Here is a 21,670-nt window from a genome sequence, read left to right as displayed (position 1 = left end):
GCCTTGTTGCGTCTGGCGCCACCATGGGCCTAGGAGTCTGCGCGGCAGAACAGGGTAGTTCCTGATGTCGGAGTGAGCGGTGTAAGCGTTGATGACGCATGCCCACGAGTTACCGCCCCTACGAACCCGAGCAAGTGATGTTGTTGCCTGCGGCGCCGCAAGACTGGCTGCCGGCCGGGCACCTGGCCTACTTCATCCATGACACGGTTGATGCGCTGGACCTGAAGGCGTTCTACGCCCGCTACGAGGGCGGCGGCTCGCGCAACCAGCCCTTTCACCCGGCCATGATGGTCAAGGTGCTGCTCTATGCCTACGCCAGCGGCGTGTTCAGCTCGCGCAAGATCGAGCGCCGGCTGCACGAGGACCTGGCATTTCGAATGCTGGCGGCCGGCAACTTCCCACGCCACCGCACGATCTGCGACTTCCGGGCCTTCCACCTGAAGGAGCTGTCGGAGCTGTTCGTGCAGGTAGTGCAACTGGCCCGCGAGATGGGCCTGCTCAAGCTAGGCACGGTGGCCATCGACGGCACCAAGCTCAAGGCCAACGCCAGCCGCCACAAGGCGATGAGCTACGAGCGCATGAAGCAGGCCGAGATTGAACTCAAGGCGCAGATCGATGCGCTGCTGGCACGCGCCAAGGCCACCGACGAGGCCGAGGCGGGCGAGCCCGAGCTGGACCTGCCGGCCGAAATTGAGCGGCGCCAAGTGCGCCTGGCAGCCATCCGTGAGGCCCGCCAGCGCCTGGAGCAGCGCCAGCGCGAGGCGGACCTCGAGCGCGGCCGCAGCGATGACGATGACCGCCGACCGCGGGGCCCGGACGGCAAGCCCCGCGGCGGGCGCTACAAGCGCGAGTTCGGCGTGCCCGAGGCCAAGGCGCAGGAGAACTTCACTGACCCGGACAGCCGCATCATGAAGCGCGCCGGCGGTGGGTTCGACCCCGCCTACAACGCCCAGACCGCGGTCGACGAGGCCGCGCACATTATCGTGGCGGCCGAGCTGGACAACACCGCAGCGGATGCGAACTGGCTGCTGCCGATGATCCAGGCGGTGCACGACAACCTGGGTGAGCTGCCCGAGCTTGGCCTGGCCGATGCAGGCTACCGCAGCGAAGACAACCTGAAGAACGCGCCCATCGACGTGGTGGTGGCGCTGGGCCGAGAGGGCAAGCAGCACGCTGAGATCGACGCCCAGCAGCATCCGCACACCGCGGCCATGGCCGCCAAGCTCCAGACCGAAGAAGGCCGGGTGGCCTACCGCAAGCGCAAGTGGATCGCCGAGCCGCCCAACGGCTGGATCAAGAACGTGCTGGGTTTCAGGCAGTTCAGCATGCGGGGGCTGCATCGGGTGCGGGCTGAGTGGAAACTGGTGTGCACGGCGCTGAACCTGCGGCGGATGGCAGCGATGGCCGGCTGAGGGGCCGCAGCTGGCCCCAACCAAACCCGGCTCAACCCTTCCGCTCGCAGACCGCCACGTAGCCTCGCAGCCTGTCACAGAACCCGCAAGGGGTCGATCACGGCCATCGAGACCCCAGATGCCGCTTCGCTATCGCAGTTTCCTCGCGCTGAACTTCTGCCGCGCAGACTCCTAGGGCCTGTGCGTCACGCCCGGGGTGGCGGCGCGCGATGAAGCGGCGCTGCCGCGCCGGGCCGACAGGGCATTGCTGGCTTGGTTGACGGCAGTTTCGGGCGCTGCAAGCGGGATCTCGGCCCGCCACCCGTGTGGGAGCGGCGCCAGCCGCGAATGGCCGTTGCTTGTTGGACGCGTTGATTCGCGGCTGCCGCCGCTCCCACAGCCACAGCCAACCCAGTAGCTCCCACAGCCACAGCCAACCCAGTAGCTCCCACAGCCACAGCCAACCCAGTGGCGCCCACAGCCACAGCCAAGGCGACGACCCGCCGCAGCCTGAATTCGCGCCACCATGGTGCAGGCACTGGCGCCGAAGTTGCCCCGGCGGCAGGCATTTGGTATGACCACGAGTAGGGCGATGGCCGCCGCGATGGAAAAGTCACGGTGCGCCTGACACAATGGGCCACGCCTGCGCTTGGCGGGCATCACACGATATTGAAGGAGAAGCTCATGGCCACCAGGAAATCCCACGCGTTCGCGTCCACCCTGAAGTCCTTCAAGACCGCCTCCGGCGAGACCGGCAAGCTGTTTTCGCTCAAGGCGCTGGCCAAGGAGTTCCCCAACGTCGAGCGCCTGCCGCTGTCGATCCGCATCGTGCTGGAGTCGGTGCTGCGCCATTGCGACGGCAGCCGCGTCACCGTCGATCACGTGCGGCAGCTGGCCAACTGGCGGCCCAAGGCGCCGCGCACCGACGAGATCCCGTTCACCGTCGCGCGCGTGGTGCTGCAGGACTTCACCGGTGTGCCGCTGCTGGCCGACCTGGCGGCGATGCGTTCGACCGCGCAGCGGCTCGGCGCCGACCCGAAGAAGATCGAGCCGCTGGTGCCGGTCGACCTGGTGGTCGACCACTCGATCATGGTCGACTACTACGGCCGCCCGGATGCGCTGCAGCTCAACATGGAGCTCGAGTTCCGCCGCAACCGCGAGCGCTACGAGTTCATGAAGTGGGGCATGCAGGCCTTCGACACCTTCCGCGTGGTGCCGCCGGGCTTCGGCATCGTGCACCAGGTCAACCTGGAGTACCTGGCGCGCGGCGTGCACCGACGCGCCGATGGCGTGTGCTACCCCGACTCGCTGGTCGGCACCGACAGCCACACCACCATGATCAACGGCATCGGCGTGGTCGGCTGGGGCGTCGGCGGCATCGAGGCCGAGGCCGCGATGCTGGGCCAGCCGGTGTACTTCCTGACGCCCGACGTGGTCGGCTTCGAGCTCACGGGCCGCCTGCGCGAAGGCTGCACCGCCACCGACCTGGTGCTGACGGTGACCGAGTTGCTGCGCAAGCACAAGGTGGTCGGCAAGTTCGTCGAGTTCTTCGGCGAGGGCACAGCCAGCTTGAGCGTGCCCGACCGCGCCACCATCGGCAACATGTCGCCCGAATACGGCGCCACCATGGGCTTGTTCCCGGTCGACCACCGGACCATCGAGTACTTCGAGGGCACCGGCCGCACCCAGGCCGAGATCGAGCTGTTCGAGGCCTACTTCCGCGCCCAGGGCATGTTCGGCGTGGCGAAGGCCGGCGAGATCGACTACTCCCAGGTGGTGACGCTGGACCTGGGCGACGTCACGCCCAGCCTGGCCGGCCCCAAGCGGCCGCAGGACCGCATCGACCTGGGCAGCCTGTCGAAACGCTTCACCGAACTGTTCAGCACGCCGATGGAAGACGGTGGCTTCAGCCGCCCGGCCGAGCTGCTGCACACGCGCGTGACGCTGGAGTGCGGCATCGGCGAGGTGGCTGGCCGCGCGCCGGCCACACCGGATGGCGCGCCGCGCTCGGTGGTCGAGATGGAAGGCAACCGGCCGCTGGTCGACGCGGTGGCGGCGGTGGTCGAAGAGTGCGAGGTGCCGGAGCCGGGGACCCCGGAAATCACCATCGGCAACGGCGACGTGCTGATTGCCGCCATCACCAGCTGCACCAACACCAGCAACCCGAGCGTGCTGCTGGCCGCCGGCCTGCTGGCCAAGAAGGCGGTCGAGGCCGGCCTGACGGTGGATCCGCACGTCAAGACCTCGCTGGCACCCGGCTCGCGCATCGTCACCGAATACCTGACCGAAACCGGCTTGCTGCCTTACCTTGAAAAGCTGGGCTTCACGGTCGCCGGCTACGGCTGCACCACCTGCATCGGCAACTCGGGCGACCTGGCGCCGGAGATCAACGAGGTCATCAACCAGAACCAGCTGGTGTGTGCGGCGGTGCTGTCGGGCAACCGCAACTTCGAGGCCCGCATCCACCCCAACATCAAGGCCAACTTCCTGTCCAGCCCGCCGCTGGTGGTGGCCTACGCGATTGCCGGCAACGTGATGGTGGACCTGATGACCGAGCCGGTCGGCCAGGGCAAGAACGGCAAGCCGGTCTACCTGGGCGACATCTGGCCGAGCAGCGACGAAGTGCAGAAGCTGCTGAAGTACGCAATGAAGGGCAAGGCCTTCCGCGCCAACTACGCCAAGATCGAGACCGAACCCGGCGAGCTGTGGGAGCGCATCGAGGGCGTCGAGGGCGATGTCTACACCTGGCCGACCAGCACCTACATCGCCGAGCCACCGTTCTTCGAAGGCTTCACCATGGACCTGGGTGACACGGGGCAGGGCGGTGCGGCGGTGCACGGTGCGCGCATCATGGCGCTGTTCGGCGACAGCATCACCACCGACCACATCTCGCCGGCCGGCAGTATCAAGGAGGCGTCGCCCACCGGCCAGTGGTTGCGTGAGCACGGGGTGCAGAGGGCTGACTTCAACAGCTATGGCTCACGCCGCGGCAACCACGAGGTGATGATGCGCGGCACCTTCGCCAACGTGCGCATCAAGAACCTGATGATCCCGCCGCACGCCGACGGCAGCCGCGAGGAGGGTGGCCTGACCATCTACCAGCAGCCGGGCGAGGAGCAGGGCAGCAAGCAGTTCATCTACGACGCCGCCATGAAGTACATCGCCGCCGGCGTGCCGACGGTGGTCTTCGCCGGCGAGGAATACGGCACCGGCTCCAGCCGCGACTGGGCCGCCAAGGGCACGCAGCTGCTCGGCATCAAGGCCGTGGTGGCCAAGAGCTTCGAGCGCATCCACCGCTCCAACCTGGTCGGCATGGGCGTGCTGCCGTTGCAGTTCAAGCCCGGCGAGTCGTGGGAAAGCCTCGGCCTGCACGGCGACGAGCTGATCGACATCATTCCCGACGATCTGGCGCCGATGAGCAATGCGCGCATGGTCATCACGCGCGCCGACGGCTCGAAGCAGGAAACCAAGCTGACCCTGCGCATCGACACGCCGATCGAGGTCGACTACTTCCGCCACGGCGGCATCCTGCCGTTCGTGATGCGGGAGCTGCTGGCCTGATGCGCATGGCGCGGGCGTCGATGCGGGCGGTCCGATGAACGCACGCGTGTTCGGCAATCCCTTCGTCGACCGCTACCTCGCGGCCTACATCGGCTTCGACGTGCCGGCGCTGCTCGCCATGCTGAGCGAGGATGTCTGCTTCGAGACCTACGCGAACGACCGCCTGACTGCCTCGGCGCGCGGCATCGCCGAGTACGAGGCGCTGGCCAGGAGCTCGGGGGCGCTGTTCTCCGAACGCAGCCAGGCGCTGCGCTCGCTCAGCCTGTGGTCGGATCGCGGCATGGCGGTGATCGACTTCCGTGGCACGCTGGCGCGGGACATCCCGGACGGCCCGCCGGCCGGCACCGTGCTCGAGCTGACGGCCCGGTCCGAGTTCAGGTTCCAGGGCGACAGGATCACCCGCATCACCAACCGCTCCTGAAAGCGTGTCAGGCATCTCAGGCCGCGTGGCGTCAATCAGGTCTTGAAAGGAATCGACATGAACCAACGCGTCCACCTCGGCCAGGCCGCCCCGGAGCTGTACCAGGCGGTGCTGGCGCTGGAGCAGCTGATGTCCGATCGCGTCGCCAAGGCCGGCATCGACAAGGGCCTGGCGCACCTGCTGCGCCTGCGCGCCTCGCAGATCAACCAGTGCGCGTTCTGCGTTCGCATGCACACGCGCGACGCGCTGGCCAGCGGCGAATCCAGCGACCGCATCGCCATGGTGGCGGCATGGCATGAATCCGGCTATTTCAGCCTGAAGGAGCGCGCCGCGTTGGCGCTGGTGGAGGCCATCACCCTGGTCGCCGATGGCCAAGTGCCGGATGCGGCCTATGCGGAAGCCGCAGCCAGCCTTTCCAGCGAGGAAATCCTGGCCGTCGAATGGCTGGCGGTGGTCATCAACGCCTGGAACCGCATCGCCATCGCCAGCCGCTACCCGGTCGAGCCGTAGGCGCGCGTGGCGACGCGATGGGCGCGCTCTACGACCGCATCGGTGGCAGCTACGCGCGGTCGCGCCGTGCCGATCCCGGCATCGTGCAGGCGCTCGCGGGGCTGTTGCGCCCGCTGCGGTCCGGCACCTACCTCGACCTCGGCTGCGGCACCGGCAGCTACACCGTTGCGCTGAATGCGCTGGGCGGCACCTGGAGCGCGGTGGATGTGTCCGGGACCATGCTGGGCCAGGCGCGCGCAAAAACCGGCGAGATCGGATGGATACAGGCCAGCGCGGATGCGCTGCCGTTCGGCGATGCGGTATTCGACGGCGCGATCTGCACGCTTGCCATCCATCACTTCCCGGACCTCGAGTCGGCGTTCGCCGAAGTCCGCAGGACGCTGCGCGCCGGGCCCTTCGTCATCTTCACCGGCCTGGCCGAGCAGATGCGCCACTACTGGCTGAGCCACTACTTCCCGGACATGATGGCGTGCTCCATAGAGAAGATGCCATCGGAGCGGCAAGTCCGGGCGGCATTGAACCGTGCGGGGTTCAGGTCGGTCGCGCTGACGCCGTTCTTCGTCACGAACGCGCTGCAGGATCTGTTCCTGTACTCGGGCAAGCACCGGCCCGAGCTGTACCTGGATCCGGCGCTGCGTGCCAACATGAGTTCGTTCTCCAGCCTGGTCACCGCTGCCGAACTTGAAGACGGATTGGCGCGGCTGGTCGCCGACCTGCGCAGCGGTGCCTTCGCGGCGGTGCAGGCGCGCCATGTCTCGGCGCTGGGTGACTATGCGTACCTCTGTGCGCGGCCCTGATGCGCTGTGCCGCGATTGGGCCTATAAAGCGTATCGACCTGACAAGGAGCGCCTCCGTGACCACACCGTCTTCGATTGCGCTGGCTGGCTTCGTCACCTGGGCGCTGCTGGTGGTGCTGATGGAACTGGTGCGTACACGGCTGGTGCTGACGGGGCGGGTCTCGCCGGCGGGCTTCGTGCCGGACAACGCGAACCTTTCTCCCTTCATGCAGCGCCTGGCGCGCGCGTATGCCAATTGCGTCGAGAACATCCCGATCTTGGGCGGCCTGCTGCTGGTGGCCATCGTCACCGGACGCGCGCCGGTTACCGACCCGCTGGCCTGTGTGCTGCTTGGCGCCAGGGTGGTCCAGTCGTCGATTCATCTGGTGTCGGTTTCGCCGCCGATGGTTACCGCCCGCTTCGCCGCCTTCGCGGTGCAGCTGGGCATCGGCCTGTACTGGGCCTGGAAGCTGCTGTTCACGGCCGGCGCCTGATGGCCCGCGCGGCCGCGACCTACGGGTGAGGCGGGCGGCCCCGGCTGATCGCGGCGTCACCGCTGGTGGCCAGCGCCGCCACCAGCGCCCACGGCGGCACAATTCGGTCCATGAGAACGCAACAACTGCTGATCGCCGGTGGCGGCATCGGTGGGCTGGCCGCGGCGCTGGCGGTGGCGCGCGCCGGCTGGGACGTGCGCCTGTTCGAGCGTGCGCCGCAGTTCAGCGAAGTCGGTGCCGGCGTGCAGCTCGGCCCCAACGTGACCCGCGTCCTGCGCGACTGGGGCCTCGAGGATGAACTGGCTGCCGTCGCCGCCTTCCCCGACCGCCTGCAGGTGCGCAACGCCGTCAGCGGCGCCGAGCTGGGCACGCTCGGCCTGGGCGCGCACTCGCTCGAGCGCTACGGCGCGCCGTACGCGACCATCCACCGCGCCGACCTGCACGGCCTGCTGCACCGCGCCGCCCGCGGGCAGGCGCGGCTGCACCTGAACCTGGAGCACGAGCTGACCGATTTCGTCGACGACGGCAAGACGGTCACGCTCGGCCTCAAGTCGGGCGCCCCGGTCGAGGGCGACGCGCTGCTGGGCGCCGACGGCCTCTGGAGCCGGGTGCGCCAGCAGCTGCTGGATGACGGCCCGCCGCGCGTGACCGGCCACCTGGCCTACCGCGCCATGCTGCGCCAGTCGGCGCTGCCGCAGGCGCTGCGCAGCAGCCAGGTCACCGCCTGGCTGGGGCCGCGCCTGCACGTGGTGCAGTACCCGGTGCGCCGGCGCGAGTGGATGAACCTGGTGGCGATCGTGCACGGCGCGCCGCCGGCCGATCCCCAGAGCTGGGACCACCACGCCAACGCCGCCGACCTGCAGCGCGCCATGGGCACGCTCTGCACGCCGCTGCGCGATCTGATCGCGGCCGTGCCGGCGGCCAGCGTCAACCCGCAGGCCTGGCGCCTGTGGGCGTTGGCCGACCGGCCGCCGCTGAGCGCCGCCGGGCAGATGGCGCGCGGCCTGGTGGCGCTGCTGGGCGATGCCGCGCACCCGATGCGGCCCTACCTGGCGCAGGGCGCCGGCATGGCGATCGAGGACGCGGCCGAGCTGGCACGCTCGCTGGCCATGGATGCCGTGGATGTGCCGACGCGGCTGAAGCGCTACGCGCTGGCGCGCTGGCAGCGCTGCGCACGCGTGCAGGCGCGCTCGATCCGCAACGGCCAGATCTTCCATTCGACCGGGCTGATGCGCCTGGGGCGCGACGCCTCGATCCGGCTGCTGGGCCAGCGCGTTCTGGACGTGCCCTGGCTGTACCGGGGCTGAAGCACCGCGCCTGGGCCGGGCGCCGGCGACGCGGCGGCGGTCTGGCGCGCGGGGAACCCGGGCTTGTTGTTTGTCTCTATCAAGAGTACATTTTGTCTCTAATGATGGAGGTGCCCATGACCGCTTCGCTTTCGTCCGCCACCGCGCGCCAGGCTTCCGACCGGCCGGGCGCCTACGTGATCCCCGGCCGCGCGGCGCACCAAGCAGCGTACCGGCTGTCGCCGGTGGAACGCTCGCAGCTGGTCAAGCAAGGCGTGCCGGCGCGCCAGGTGGTGGCGCTGAGCCAGGCCATGGGCCTGCCGCGCGACCAGTTGATGCGCGTGCTGGGGTTGGCGCGCTCCACCGTGGAACGCAAGATCGCCCAGCGCGGCGCGCTGTCGCAGTCCGAGAGCGAGAAGCTGGTCGGCGTCGAGCGCCTGATCGGTCAGGTCGACGCCATGGTGCGCGAAGCCGGCGAGGCGCCGCCCGAGTTCGACGCCGCGCGCTGGTTCGCGCGCTGGATGGCCGAGCCGGTCGCGGCGCTGGGCGGCCTGACGCCGCAGTCGCTGCTGGACACCGCCGACGGCCGCGAAGCCGTCAGCACGCTGCTCTACCAGATGAAGTCCGGCGCCTATGCCTGATGCCGACGCCGTCAGCGTCTGGCGCATTGCCACCGACACGCCGGCCTATACCGCCGACGACCTGAGCGGCGCCGGCGCGCGCGCCACCGGTGGGCGCTGGAACGAGCGCGGCACGGCGCTGGTGTACGCCAGCAGTTCGCGCGCGCTGGCCTGCCTGGAGACCGTGGTGCACCTCGGCGGCGGCGTGGCGCTGCCGCTGAACCGCTACCTGGTGCGCATCGACGTCCCGGCCGCGTGCTGGGCCGCGCGCACGGTGTTCGATGCGGCCCGGCACGTCGGCTGGGACGCGCTGCCGGCCGGCCGCGTCAGCATCGCCTGGGGCACGGCCTGGGCCGCCTCGAGCGCCAGCCTGCTGGCGCAGGTGCCCTCGGTGATCGTGCCCGAGGAGCACAACCTGCTGCTCAACCCCCGGCACCCCGACGCCGCGCAACTGCGCGTCCGCAAGCTGCGCCGCTGGCTGTACGACCCGCGTGCCGTGGCTGGCCGCACCTGACTGCCTAGAATGCCCGCATGAACACTGCCGCACGTCCCCGCATCCTGATCGCCCGCGCCATCTTCCCCGAGGTGGTCGAGAAACTGTCGCAGCACTTCGAGGTCGAGGCCAACCCGTCCGACGAACTGTGGCCGCGCGACGAGCTGGCGCGCCGCCTGCAGGGCAAGCAGGGCGTCTTCACCACCGGCGGCGAGCGCATCGACGCCGCGCTGCTGGCCCAGTGCCCCGAGCTGAAGATCTGCGCCAACATGGCGGTCGGCTACAACAACTTCGACCTGGCGGCGATGACGGCCGCCGGCGTGCTCGGCACCAACGCGCCCGACGTGCTCACCGAGACCACCGCCGACATGGGCTTCGCGCTGCTGATGGCGGCGGCGCGCCGCGTCACCGAGAGCGAGCATTTCCTGCGCGCCGGCAAGTGGGACCGCTGGGCCTACGACATGCTGATCGGCCAGGACGTGTACGGCGCCACGCTCGGCATCCTCGGCATGGGCCGCATCGGCCGCGCCATCGCCCGGCGCGGCGCACTCGGCTTCAACATGCCGGTGATCTACCACAACCGCTCGCGCCTGCCGGCTGAAGCAGAGGCCGAGGTCAGGGCACGCTACGTCAGCAAGGACGAGCTGCTGCGCCAGTCCGACCACCTGGTGCTGGTGGTGCCCTACAGCGCCGAGTCGCACCACGCCATCGGCGCCGCCGAGCTGGCGCAGATGAAGCCGACCGCCACGCTGGTCAACATCGGGCGCGGCGGTGTGGTCGACGACGCGGCGCTGGCGCAGGCGCTGCTTGACAAGCGCATCGCCGCCGCCGGCCTCGACGTTTTCGAGGGCGAACCCAAGCTCAATCCCGCGCTGCTCAAGTGCAGCAACGTGGTGCTGACGCCGCACATCGGCAGCGCCACCGTGCCGACCCGCATGGCGATGGCCGGGCTGGCGGCCGACAACCTGATCGGCTACCTGACTACGGGCAAGGCGCTCACACCCCTCAACCCGGAGGTCATCGGCCAGCGCTGACACGCCCCGTGGCTCAGGGCAGGAGCGGCGGCCGCCGCGAACAGCCGCCGACATGTACCCCAGGGTAGGAGCGGCGGCAGCCGCGAACAGACGCCTCGATCGGGCACAAGTCGATTCGCGGCTGCCGCCGCTCCCACAATGTCAGCATCGATCTCCGACAGCCAGCACCCAAGCCGCGCGATCAGCCACATTGAAGACAGCATCCTCGCCGCCATGACCGCCGCCGAGTTCATTGCCAAATGGGGTCCCGGTGGCCCCGCCTACGCGCTGAACGAGGAGCAGGGCGCGCAAAGCCATTTCCTCGACCTGTGCGATCTGCTGGGCGTGGCCAAACCCGGCAGCGGCGACGCCGATGGCGAATACCTGTTCGAGCGCCGCTCGCTGCAACTGGGCGAGGCGCGCGGCTTCGCCGACGTGTTCTACCGCGACCACTTCGCGTGGGAGAACAAGGCGCCGGGCCGCAACCTCGACACCGCGCTGCGCCAGCTCCAGCAGTACAGTCTGGCGCTGGCCAACCCGCCGCTGCTGGTGGTCTGCGACCGTCTCACGATCCGCATCCACACCCAGTTCAACGGCCATCCTTCCGAGACGCACACGGTGCGGCTGGAGCAACTCGACCAGCCCGACAAGCGTGAGCTGCTGCGCCGACTGTGGACAGCCCCCGAAAGCTTTCGCCCGCGCGCCACCAGCCGTGACATCACCGAAGCCGCCGCCCGGAGCTTCGCCACCCTGGCCGAGCAGTTGCGTGGCCGCGGCCACGACGCCGATACCGTGGCGCACTTCCTGACCCAGTGCCTGTTCTGCTTCTTCGCCGAGGACGTCGGCCTGCTGCCCGGGCGCATGTTCGAGCGCCTGGTCGGCAACCGCCAGCTCACCAGCGACCGGCTCAGCGCCGGTCTGCAGGTTCTGTTTGCCACCATGCGCGATGGCGGCCTGTATGGTCCCGACGACATCCCCTGGTTCAACGGCAACCTGTTTCAGCGCATCGACGTGCCGCCCTTGCAGGTCATCGACATCACCGAACTGCGCAACGCCGCCGCCCTCAACTGGAGCGCCATCGACGTCTCCATCTTCGGCACCCTGTTCGAGCGCGGCCTCGACCCCGCCAAGCGCAGCCAGCTCGGCGCCCACTACACCGACCCCGCCACCATCGCCCGCATCGTCGAGCCCGTCGTCACCCGCCCCTTGCTACAACAATGGGAGCTGGCCGCGCAAGACCTGCGGGCGCTCACGGCCAAAGTCAAGAAGCATGGCGACGCCGCCCACCGCAAGGCCCACGCCCGCTTCGTGCAGTGGCTGGAGGTGCTGCGCGCCTACCGCATCCTCGACCCCGCCTGCGGCAGCGGCAACTTTCTGTTCCTGGGCCTCAAGGCGCTCAAGGACATCGAACTGCTCACCATCATCCAGGCCGCCGACCTGGGCCTGGATCGCGAGCAGGACCTGGTCACCGGCCCGCACAACGTGCTCGGCATCGAGCTGAACGAATACGCCGCCGAGCTGGCCCGCGTCAGCATCTGGATCGGCGAAATCCAGTGGCGCATCGCCCATGGCTACCCGCCCAAGACCAACCCCGTGCTCGAGCCGCTGGAGCAGATCGAATGCCGCGATGCGCTGCTGCAATTCCTCCCTCCCCCGCTGGGGGAGGGCCGGGGTGGGGGCACGCCCGCCCAGCCAGCCACCGCCCAGCCCCTCACCCCCACCCTCTCCCCAGAGGGGCGAGGGAGCCAGCCCGCCACCGAAGCCCCCTGGCCCGCCGCCAGCGTCGTCATCGGCAACCCGCCGTTCATAGGCGTCAGTCGCAAGCGCCGTGAACTTGGCTCCGAATACGTCGATGCGCTGGACGCGGTTTATGCACCTCGCGTACCGGGCGGCGCTGATCTCGTTTGCTACTGGTTTGAGAAAGCGCGTGCAGCCATCGAGCGACAAGCATTGACCGCTGCCGGTTTCGTAGCCACCAACTCCATCCGTGGGGGCGCCAATCGCGCTGTGCTGGACACCATCACGCGCGAGTCGCGCATTTACGACGCCTGGAGCGACGAGCCCTGGATCAACGAGGGCGCCGCCGTGCGTGTGTCGTTGGTTTGCTTTGGGCTTCGACTCCCAGCACGGCTCAACGGACAAGATGTACCTGAGATATACGCCGACCTGACAGCACCGACTCAGGACGGCGTCAACCTTGATCTGACCAGCGCGCACAGGTTGACGACCAACTTCGGTGCCAGTTTTCAAGGTGCGTCGAAGAAGGCCAAGTTCGAGATAGACGGTACGCTCGCACGCCGATGGCTGCGGCAACCTAATCCACACAGCAAGCCCAACAGCGATGTACTGAAGCCGTGGGCCAATGGGTTCGAACTGAGTCGCAGGCCACAAGATCAATGGATCATCGACTTCGGAATTGAGATGACGGAAGCCGATGCATCGTTGTACGAGACGCCATTCAGCTACGTGACCTCTCACGTAAAACCAGAGCGCCTAAGAAACAACCGTGAGGCATACCGCAGGTTCTGGTGGCGCTTTGCCGAACCCCGTCCAGGATTGCGCGCCGCACTCCGTGAGGTTCATCGTTTCGTCGGCACGATTGCACATTCCAAGCATCGGTTTTTCACTTGGCTGCCAGTGACGACCTCGCCGGATCAAGCGCTGATCACCATCGCCCGCGCCGATGACACCACCTTCGGCATCCTGCACAGCCGCTTCCACGAACTCTGGTCGCTGCGCATGGGCACCTCGCTGGAAGACCGGCCGCGCTACACCCCCACCACCTGCTTCGAGACTTTTGCCTTCCCCGCCGGCCTGACCCCCGCCGACACCGCGCACCAGCGCACCGAGGACATCGAAGGCGGCGCGCTGATCCCGGCCGGGCTGCCCGAGGCCGTGCGCGCCGCCGCGATCCCCATCGCCCAGGCCGCGCACCGGCTCGACACCCTGCGCCAGAACTGGCTCAACCCGCCTGAGTGGACGCAGCGCGTGCCCGAGGTGGTGCCGCTGGGCATGACCGAATCGCCGTACCCCGACCGCATCGAGCCGCGGCCCGGTTTGAGCGCGCAGGACGACAAGGCGCTGCAACAACGCACCCTCACCAAGCTCTACAACCAGCGCCCGGCCTGGCTGGCGCAGGCGCACGCGGCGCTCGACGCCGCCGTGGCGGCCGCCTACGGCTGGCAGGACTACACGCCCGAGATGTCCGACGACGAGATCCTGCGCCGGCTGCTGGCGCTGAACCTGGCGCGAGCGACGCTTGAGAAGAAGGGTGATGACCACCGTGAGAAGGCGGTGCAGCCATGAAACTCGACAAAGTTTGGCGGGGTGCGGTGCTGGGTTGGTGGCTGGCGACAGGACTCGTTGCGCCAGCCGCTGCCTGGAAGATCACACCCGAGGCGACGGCGACGGAACGCGGCTTGGCAGCGGTGTCCGGCACCCGGTTGCGCCAGTTGGTCAGTGCTGGCGCCTTTCAAGGCGTGGCGGTGGTGGGTGAGGCGGTTCACGAAGAAATCACCCGGCGCGCGTTGCAGTGCCCCGAGGACGGGCCTCGGCCGACCGGCTGTGCGTTCGACATCCGCTATGAACTGGCGGGGGCGCGCTGGAATGACGACCCGGCGTTCCGGTTTCTGCCGGGGCGCGGGCAATACGCGGGCTGCCTGGCGGGCCAGACGGTGCGCATGGTCACGCAGCCGGCCTGCTGGATACAGGTGTTCCTGAACGGGGAGCGCATGGCTGCTCGGGGCAAGCGCTTCACCGGTGCCAATTCGAATCTGCTGGTGCGCTCGCATTTCGGCGATCTGCAGTTTCTGCACGCCATGGCGGGCACTGATGGCGAGGCGCCGGAACAGACGCGGCGGCAGATCATGGCGTGGCTGGAGTTTACCTGGCGGACCGCGATTGGCGACCGCGGCTTCGGATCGCAGCGTATCGTGTCCAGCTTGCCGATCGAGGGGTTTGACCGGCTGTTCAGGTTCAACCGCGGGTGGCGCATCCAGGACTTGTTCGCGCTGGGTAACCCCGGCGTGCGGAGCGCCGAGGGGATTCAACGCATCGCATTCGGCAGCTTGCTGCATCTGGTGCAGGATTCGTTTGCCGGGGGACATGCCGAGCGCGCCGAGGCGGTACCCGGCGCGATCTGCGCAGGTCGACCGGACTGGCCGGCGCCGGGCCCGATCGTCGAGTTCCATTCGTACCCGCATCAGGACTCGAGAAAGCATGGTCATGCCGATAAGCTGGATGCGCTGGAGGCGCAGGTTGAATCCACCCGACCCACCGTAATCGCCGTGGTGCAAACGCTGGCTGCACTGTGGCGCGACCGAAAGCCCTGGGAAGAAGCCCAGGCTTATCTTGAATGCGTGGTGGCCCTGTCGCCGCAGGCACGAGCGTCATCGTCAGGAGAGCGCTATAGGCTCAACGTGGATCGAATCCAATGGGGCGGGTGAGCTAGGGCATGGCCTTGCTCAAGGAAAACTGGGCAACAGCGCTTTGTGGCACGCGCGAGCAGCTATTTAATCAGGAGTGAAATGACCGAATCCGTCTGGCCCGCATGGCTGATCTGGCTGGCGCTGGCTGCGCTGGGCCTCAACCTGGTGTTGGTGCTGGCACTGCTGTTCAAGCGCCCGCGCCGCCCCGACGACGTGGCTTCGCGCGGCGAGCTGCAGCAGCTCGTCGGCCAGGCGGTGGGGCAGGGCAATGAACGGCTTGAGCGCGAGCTGCGGCAGGAGATCGGCGGCAGCGCGCGCGAGGGGCGGCAGGAGCTGACGCATTCGCTGGCCAGCTTCCAGGACGCGGTGGTGCGCCAGGGCGCCGAGGCGGTGCGCACTCAGAACGCCCAGGTCGATGCGCTGGCGGCGCAGTTGACGCAGCTGCGCGGCACGCTGGGCGACACGCTGGTGGCGCAACTGCAGGCGCTGGGCCTGTCGATGGCGCAGCAGGCGCAGGAGACCACGCGCACGCAGAACGCGCAGATCGACGCCTTCGCGCAGCAGCTGATTCAGTTGCGCGGCACCCTGTCGGAGACGCTGACGCAGCAGCTCACCGGCCTGAGCGAGGCCAACGCGCGCCGCCTGGCCGAGGTGCGCGGCACGCTGGAGCAGCAGCTCGGCGCGCTGCAGGCCAGCAACACGGCCAAGCTCGACGAGATGCGCCAGACCGTGGACGAGAAGCTGCAATCGACGCTGCAGGCGCGCCTGGGCGAGAGCTTCAAGCAGGTCGCCGACCGCCTGGAGCAGGTGCACAAGGGCCTGGGCGAGATGCAGACGCTGGCGCAGGGCGTGGGCGACCTGAAGCATCTGCTGACCAACGTGAAGACGCGCGGCATGTTCGGCGAGGCGCAGCTGGCGGCGCTGCTGGAGCAGGTGTTCGCACCGGACCAGTACGCCGAGCAGGTGGTGACGCGGCCCGGCACGCGCAACGCGGTCGACTTCGCCATCCGGCTGCCCGGGCGCGGCGACGAAGGCCTGCCGCTGTGGCTGCCGATCGACGCCAAGTTCCCGAACGAGGACTACGAGCGCCTGCTCGACGCCCAGCAGCGCGCCGACGCGGGCGCGGTCGAGGTGGCGGCCAAGGCGCTCGAGGCGCGCATCCGGCTCGAGGCCAAGGGCATCGCCGAGAAGTACGTCGAGCCGCCGCACACCACCGATTTCGCGATCCTGTTCCTGCCCACCGAGGGCCTGTACGCCGAGGTGCTGCGGCGGCCGGGACTGATGGACGTCTTGCAGCGCGAGCACCGCATCACGCTGGCCGGCCCGACCACGCTGCTGGCGATGCTCAACAGCCTGCAGATGGGCTTCCGCACGCTGGCGCTGGAAAAGCGCAGCAGCGAGGTGTGGCAGGTGCTGGGCGCGGTGAAGACCGAGTTCGGCAAGTTCGGCGACGTGCTCACGCGCATCAAGGCGCAGACGCAGACGGTGCTGAACACGCTGGATCAGGCGCAGACGCGCACGCGGCAGATGAACAAGGCCTTGACCAAGGTCGAGGCGCTGCCGGATACCGAGTCGCAGGCGCTGCTGCCGGGGGTGGGCGAACAGGACGGCGGGGTTGATTGATTGGCGCGGTCGTCGTTCGCGGCTTCCGCCGCTCCCACACCAAGATGCATGGAGCGTTCGCGGCTGCCGCCGCTCCCACACCGGTGTGGGAGCGGCGGCAGCCGCGAACCTGCATCACATCCACACCGCATTCCAATGCGGATAGTCGCCCACACGCTCGACCAGCCCGGCGCGCACCGGATTCGCCACCAGGTAGTACCTGGCAGCGGTGCGCAAGTCCTCGTCGCGCCGCAGCGCATGGTCGTGGTAGCCGGCCTGCCACAGCGGCTGGCCGGCACATGAACGCTGGCGTTGAACCGCCCTGGCGGCGTGGGCCTTGAAGCTTCCGATGGTCTGCGACAGTGTGCCTTGCTCAAGGCGCAGCAGCCAATGCAGGTGGTCGGGCATCAGCACGTAGGCCAGGGTTTTGCAACGCCCTGAATCATCGCTGCGCCGCAGTTCGGTGATGGCCAGACGCGCCAGCAGGAAATCGGCAAACACCGGCTGGCGTTCGCGCGTGATCGTGGTAACCAGGTACACATAGCCGGAGTGGCTGAAGCGGCCACGGCGCAGCGCGCTGGAGCGCGCGAGCATGGCGGATGGTTGCCTCTTTGTGGGAGCGGTGGCAGCCGCGAACGGATGGCTGGTTCCGAAGATGCCCTATTCGCGGCTGCCGCCGCTCCCACATCCGGTGGATGCCCTGTTCGCGGCTGCCGGCGCTCCTGCATCCGGTGGAGGGGATGTTCGCGGCTTCCGCCGCTCCTACATTCAGTCGAAAGTCTTATTCCACTTCGGCGATCAGCTCGATCTCGACGCAGGCGCCGAGCGGGATCTGCGCCACGCCGAAGGCGCTGCGGGCGTGCTTGCCGGCGTCGCCGAACACCTCGCCGAGCAGCTCGGAGCAGCCGTTGGTGACCAGGTGCTGCTCGGTGAAGTCGAGCGTGGAGTTGACCAGGCTCATCACCTTGACGATGCGCCGCACCCTGGACAGGTCGCCGACGGCGGCCTGCAGCGTCGCCATCAGGTCGATGGCGACGGCGCGCGCGGCCTGCTTGCCTTCGTCGGTGCCCAGGTCCTGGCCCAGCTTGCCGGCCCAGGGCTGGCCATCGCGGCGCGCGATGTGGCCGGACAGGAACACCAGATTGCCGCTGCGCACGAAGGGCACGTAGGCGGCGGCGGGGGTGCTGACGGGCGGCAGGCTGATGCCGAGCGAGGCGAGTTTTTCTGCGGGGGTCATGCTTGGGGCTCCTTGGGTTCAGTACTGCGGGGATGATACGGGCGGTGCGTCGGCCAGCGTGGCGGCGCCGAACGGCTCGACCGTGACGCCGACGCTGAGTTGGTGCTCGGCCGCGCCCTGGACCACGCCGCGCAGCGGCGAGATGTCGGCGTAGTCGCGCCCCACGGCCAGGCGCACGTAGTCCTCGCCGGGCGTGCTCCAGCCGTCGCGCGCATTGGTCGGATCGAGGTCGTACCAGCCGTGGCCGCCGGCCTCGGCGGCCAGGTCGGGCAGGAACACCGAGACCCAGGCGTGCGAGGCGTCACTGCCGACCAGGCGCGGCTGGCCCGGCGGCGGCTCGGTCAGCAGATAGCCGCTGACGTAGCGCGCCGGCAGGCCGAGCGAGCGCAGGCAGGCCAGCATCAGGTGGGCGAAGTCCTGGCAGACGCCGCGGCGCTGCTCCAGCACCAGCCGGGCCGGGGTGTTGAGCTGGGTGCTGGCGCTGGCGTACTCGAAGTCCTGGTGGATGCGCTGCATCAGCTCGCGCGCGGCCTCGATCAGCGGCCGGCCGAGCGTGAACGAGGAGCGCGCGTAGTCGGCAAAGGCCATGCCCGGGTGCACGTATGCCGACGGGTAGATGAATTCGGCCGCCGGGTGCCAGTCGGTGCCGGCGTGGTAGACGAAGCTTTCCGCCACCGCGTTCCAGGCGATGCGGCTGGGCGCCGCGTCGGGCGCCCGCGTGACGACCAGGCTGGTGGCACGCACCCACAGCCGCTGGTGCGCGCTGGCGATCTCGAAGAAGGCGCGCTGGTTGCGGTAGATGTCCTGCGTCTCGGTCAGCAGCACCGGGGTGGGCTCGACTTCCAGCCGGGCGTCGATGCGCTGCTGGCAGCGCGTCTGCGGCGGCGTCAGGTGCGCCATGTGCAGCGCCGTCCGGACCGGGCGGGCGTAGCGGTAGCAGGTGTCGTGGGTGACGCGCAGACGCATGGGGTTGAGGCCTGTCGACGCTAGGCCCCCAGGCTGGTGTGTTCCTCGCCGGCGTGGCTGAAATGGCGCAGGCCGATCTCGTCGGACAGGCGCGCGCCGGCCGCCATCAATTGCGCCAGCCGGGCCTGCAGGTGGATGAAGTCGCCGATGGCGTCGGCCTCGCACAGGCGCGGCAGCTCGTCGGCCACCGGGCCGTGCAGCGGCGGCAGGTCGAGCGGCTGGCTGTCGTGCTGCCGCAGCCGCGCCAACCGGTCCTGCAGCAGCTGCAACGCGCCGCCGAGCGAGCGCGGGTTCTGCTGGTTCAGCACCACGTGTTCGATCAGCGCCGCGATCGAGCGGCTGCGCTGGTGGCGCGCGTGGAACGAGATCGTGCTGTCGAACAGCTCCAGCACCACGCCGTAGCCGGCGGCGTCGTGCACGGCGTTGGTGTAGAAGCCCTTGGACAGCGCGTCCGACAGGTGCAGCAGGCGCTCGAGCTGCCGCCCCACGGTGAGCAGCCGCCAGCCGTCGTCGCGCCACATGCGGTCCTGCTGCGCGCCGGTGACCGCCGCCAGCGTGTGCGACAGCTGGGCCAGCGCGCGCGCGGCGTCGGCGCTGGCGGCCTCGCCGCCGTGCTGCGATGGATCGCCGGCGCGGCGCCAGTTTTCCCGCGCCTGCTTGATGAAACTCCAGTGCTCCGGCGACAGGCGCTCGCGCAGGCTGGCCGCCACCTGGTACAGGCGCCGCAGCGTGTAGCCGATGCCGGGCGTGCCTTCGGTGTCGGGCAGGGACTGGATCAGGGCGCGCTCGAAGGCGGCGCGGTCGTGCAGCGGCGACGGCGTGCCGGGCGGCACCAGGCCGGCGAACGCGGCCAGCTGCTCCAGCCACATCAGCACCGCCGGGGAAGGCTCTTCCTCGCCGTGCAGCGCGTTCAGCACGATGCCGGCCAGCCGGGCGCCGTTCTCGGCGCGCTCGGTGTAGCGGCCGAGCCAGAACAGGCCCTCGGCGGCGCGGCTGGTGATCAGCCGCTCGCGCTGCACCAGGGCGGTGTCGGCCGGGGTGATGGCGACCAGCGAGCTGCGGTCGGCATGGGGTCCGGCTTCGTGTTCCGGATCGGCCGGCGGCGCCGCGGCGGCGCCGGGCAGCACCCAGGTGTCGGCGCTGCTGCCGCCCAGCGCCATGGTCGCCAGGCCGGCGCTGGCGCTGACCAGCCGCGTCATGCCGCCGGGCAGCACGCTCCAGCGCCCGCTGCCGTCGGACAGCGCGAACACGCGCAGCATGGTCGGGCGCGGCAGCAGGCCGCCGGCGTCGCCCGGCCGGGTCCAGGTCGGCATCAGCGAGGGCGCCAGGAAGGCCTGCACCGTGTGTTCTTCCGGCACGCGCTGGATGCTGTCGGCCCAGGACTGCAGCACCTCGGGGCTCATCAGCGGGCCGACGCCGGGACCGAAGGTGCCGCGGCTGGTCGACCACGGGTAGGTCGGCTTGATGACGCAGCGCGCCAGTTGCGGCAGCACCTCGCGCAGCGTCGGCGGTTCGCCGCACCACCAGGTGTGCAGCGAGGGCAGCCGCAGCGGTTCGCCCAGCACCTGCCGCGACAAGGCGGGCAGGAAGCCGAGCAGGGCGCTTGATTCCAGCAAGCCGGCGCCCGGCGCGTTGGCCACCAGCACGGTGCCGGCGCGCACCGCCTGCAGCAGGCCGGGCACGCCGAGCTGCGATTCGGGCCGCATCTCCAGCGGGTCCAGGTAGGCGTCGTCGACGCGTTTGATCAGCCCGTGCACCGGCCTGAGGCCGTGCAGGGTCTTCAGGTACAGGCGCTCGCCGCGCACCGTCAGGTCGTTGCCCTCGACCAGGGTCACGCCCAGGTAGCGCGCCAGGTAGGACTGCTCGAAATAGGTTTCGTTGTACGGGCCGGGCGTGAGCAGGGCGATGTGCGAATCGGCGCCGCCCGGGGCCTGCGCCTTCAGGCCCTCGATGAAGCCGCGGTAGCTGGCGGCCAGGCGCCGCACCCGCAGGCTGTCGAAGCTGTCGGCGAACTGGGCCGAGACGGCGGCGCGGTTTTCCAGCAGATAGCCCAGGCCCGAGGGCGCCTGGGTGCGCTGCGACACCACCCACCAGTCGCCGTGCGCATCGCGCGCCAGGTCGAACGCGGCGATGTGCAGGTAGGTGCCGCCGACCGCCGGCACGCCGTGCATGGCGCGCAGGTAGTCGGGGTGGCCCTGCACCAGCGCGGCCGGGATCAGCCCGTCCTTGAGCAGCCGGCGCTCGCCGTACAGGTCGTGCATCACCGCTTCCAGCAGCCGCACGCGCTGCAGCACGCCGGCCTCGATGCGCTGCCAGTCGGCATCGGGCAGCAGCAGCGGGAACAGCTCAAGCGGCCACGGACGCTGCAGCTTGGCCTCGTCGGCGTAGACGTTGTAGGTGACGCCGTTGTCGCGCAGATGGCGGCGCAGGGCGCTGGCACGGCGGTCCAGGTCGTGCCAGCCGTCGGGGCCCAGCCCGCCGAAGAAACGGCGCCAGTGTGGGGCGAACGCGGCCGGATCGGGCCTCGAGATGACGGCCGCCGGCTCGCCCGCCGGCCGGGTGCGTCCGTGCAGTTCGTCGAAGACCCCGCTGTCCTGATCGGTGCTGCCGGGATCGCTCTGGAGCGGGATGGTCAAGCTGGGCGGTGATGCCTGCGGCATGGCACGGGAATCCGGTGCGCGGCGCCTCGCATGGGCGCCGTCGTCACCCGCATGTCGTGCCTACCCCGCTTGCGGTTGGCGCCACGGCGACGCTGCGGCAGAGTCACACGCGGGAAACAGGGTTCTGGTGACACGCAACTGATCACGTAGTGGAAAGAGCTGTCCATTCTCGCACCCGCCACGCGGGCACGGTGCGCTGTGGTCATGCAGGCG

The 21,670-nt window shown here is 69.4% G+C and carries 17 protein-coding genes; 13 read left to right on the top strand and 4 right to left on the bottom strand.

Going from position 1 to position 21,670, the window contains the following annotated elements:
• Window positions 1–98 precede the first annotated feature (98 nt).
• From PK606_RS05305 to PK606_RS05245, 13 genes are all read left to right on the top strand, one after another.
• A complete protein-coding gene (locus PK606_RS05305) occupies window positions 99–1,412 on the top strand; it encodes an IS1182 family transposase (protein WP_324561442.1) in 1,314 nt (437 codons plus the stop codon).
• Window positions 1,413–2,075: 663 nt separating this feature from the next.
• The gene (locus PK606_RS05300; RefSeq protein WP_324561440.1) at window positions 2,076–4,952 is read left to right on the top strand and encodes an aconitate hydratase; all 2,877 of its coding nucleotides are present in this window, start codon (window positions 2,076–2,078) and stop codon (window positions 4,950–4,952) included.
• 34 nt (window positions 4,953–4,986) lie between these two features.
• The gene (locus PK606_RS05295) at window positions 4,987–5,373 is read left to right on the top strand and encodes a nuclear transport factor 2 family protein (protein ID WP_324561438.1); all 387 of its coding nucleotides are present in this window, start codon (window positions 4,987–4,989) and stop codon (window positions 5,371–5,373) included.
• Between the two features lie 57 nt (window positions 5,374–5,430).
• Window positions 5,431–5,883, top strand: a complete 453-nt coding sequence (locus PK606_RS05290) for a carboxymuconolactone decarboxylase family protein (RefSeq protein WP_324561436.1) — start codon at window positions 5,431–5,433, stop codon at window positions 5,881–5,883.
• Between the two features lie 17 nt (window positions 5,884–5,900).
• Window positions 5,901–6,680 carry a class I SAM-dependent methyltransferase gene (locus PK606_RS05285; protein ID WP_324561434.1) on the top strand — a complete coding sequence of 260 codons (780 nt, stop codon included), beginning with the start codon at window positions 5,901–5,903 and terminating at the stop codon, window positions 6,678–6,680.
• Between the two features lie 56 nt (window positions 6,681–6,736).
• Complete coding sequence (locus PK606_RS05280; RefSeq protein WP_324561432.1) at window positions 6,737–7,153, top strand: MAPEG family protein; 417 nt, start codon at window positions 6,737–6,739, stop codon at window positions 7,151–7,153.
• A 110-nt stretch (window positions 7,154–7,263) separates the two neighbouring features.
• On the top strand, window positions 7,264–8,460 hold the full coding sequence (locus PK606_RS05275; RefSeq protein WP_324561430.1) for an FAD-dependent monooxygenase: 1,197 nt from the start codon (window positions 7,264–7,266) through the stop codon (window positions 8,458–8,460).
• Between the two features lie 116 nt (window positions 8,461–8,576).
• The gene (locus PK606_RS05270) at window positions 8,577–9,080 is read left to right on the top strand and encodes an Xre family toxin-antitoxin system antitoxin (RefSeq protein WP_324561428.1); all 504 of its coding nucleotides are present in this window, start codon (window positions 8,577–8,579) and stop codon (window positions 9,078–9,080) included.
• Window positions 9,073–9,573: an RES family NAD+ phosphorylase gene (locus PK606_RS05265; RefSeq protein ID WP_324561426.1), complete on the top strand. Its 501-nt coding sequence runs from the start codon at window positions 9,073–9,075 to the stop codon at window positions 9,571–9,573. Before PK606_RS05270 ends, PK606_RS05265 begins: the two co-directional genes overlap by 8 nt.
• Window positions 9,574–9,590: 17 nt before the next feature.
• The gene (locus PK606_RS05260) at window positions 9,591–10,586 is read left to right on the top strand and encodes a 2-hydroxyacid dehydrogenase (protein WP_324561424.1); all 996 of its coding nucleotides are present in this window, start codon (window positions 9,591–9,593) and stop codon (window positions 10,584–10,586) included.
• Window positions 10,587–10,724: 138 nt separating this feature from the next.
• Window positions 10,725–13,871 carry a class I SAM-dependent DNA methyltransferase gene (locus PK606_RS05255; RefSeq protein ID WP_324561422.1) on the top strand — a complete coding sequence of 1,049 codons (3,147 nt, stop codon included), beginning with the start codon at window positions 10,725–10,727 and terminating at the stop codon, window positions 13,869–13,871.
• Window positions 13,868–15,010 carry a hypothetical protein gene (locus PK606_RS05250; protein WP_324561420.1) on the top strand — a complete coding sequence of 381 codons (1,143 nt, stop codon included), beginning with the start codon at window positions 13,868–13,870 and terminating at the stop codon, window positions 15,008–15,010. Before PK606_RS05255 ends, PK606_RS05250 begins: the two co-directional genes overlap by 4 nt.
• Before the next feature lie 81 nt (window positions 15,011–15,091).
• Window positions 15,092–16,615, top strand: coding sequence for a DNA recombination protein RmuC (locus PK606_RS05245; RefSeq protein WP_324561419.1), 1,524 nt, complete (start codon window positions 15,092–15,094; stop codon window positions 16,613–16,615).
• 114 nt (window positions 16,616–16,729) lie between these two features.
• Here PK606_RS05245 and PK606_RS05240 read toward each other — a convergent pair whose 3' ends face one another.
• From PK606_RS05240 to PK606_RS05225, 4 genes are all read right to left on the bottom strand, one after another.
• Window positions 16,730–17,188: an REP-associated tyrosine transposase gene (locus tag PK606_RS05240; protein WP_324561417.1), complete on the bottom strand. Its 459-nt coding sequence runs from the start codon at window positions 17,186–17,188 to the stop codon at window positions 16,730–16,732.
• Window positions 17,189–17,375: 187 nt separating this feature from the next.
• Window positions 17,376–17,831: a RidA family protein gene (locus tag PK606_RS05235; protein WP_324561415.1), complete on the bottom strand. Its 456-nt coding sequence runs from the start codon at window positions 17,829–17,831 to the stop codon at window positions 17,376–17,378.
• A gap of 18 nt (window positions 17,832–17,849) precedes the next feature.
• Window positions 17,850–18,797, bottom strand: coding sequence for a transglutaminase family protein (locus tag PK606_RS05230; protein WP_324561413.1), 948 nt, complete (start codon window positions 18,795–18,797; stop codon window positions 17,850–17,852).
• Window positions 18,798–18,817: 20 nt separating this feature from the next.
• Entirely contained in the window at window positions 18,818–21,433 is a 2,616-nt protein-coding gene (locus PK606_RS05225; RefSeq protein ID WP_324561411.1) for a circularly permuted type 2 ATP-grasp protein, read from the bottom strand.
• Between the last annotated feature and the right edge of the window lie 237 nt (window positions 21,434–21,670).

The sequence above is a fragment of the Ottowia sp. genome (assembly GCF_035444425.1).
GTDB lineage: Bacteria > Pseudomonadota > Gammaproteobacteria > Burkholderiales > Burkholderiaceae_C > Ottowia.
Note: the sequence above shows the minus strand (reverse complement) of the source record. Positions and strands in the feature narration are given on the sequence as shown.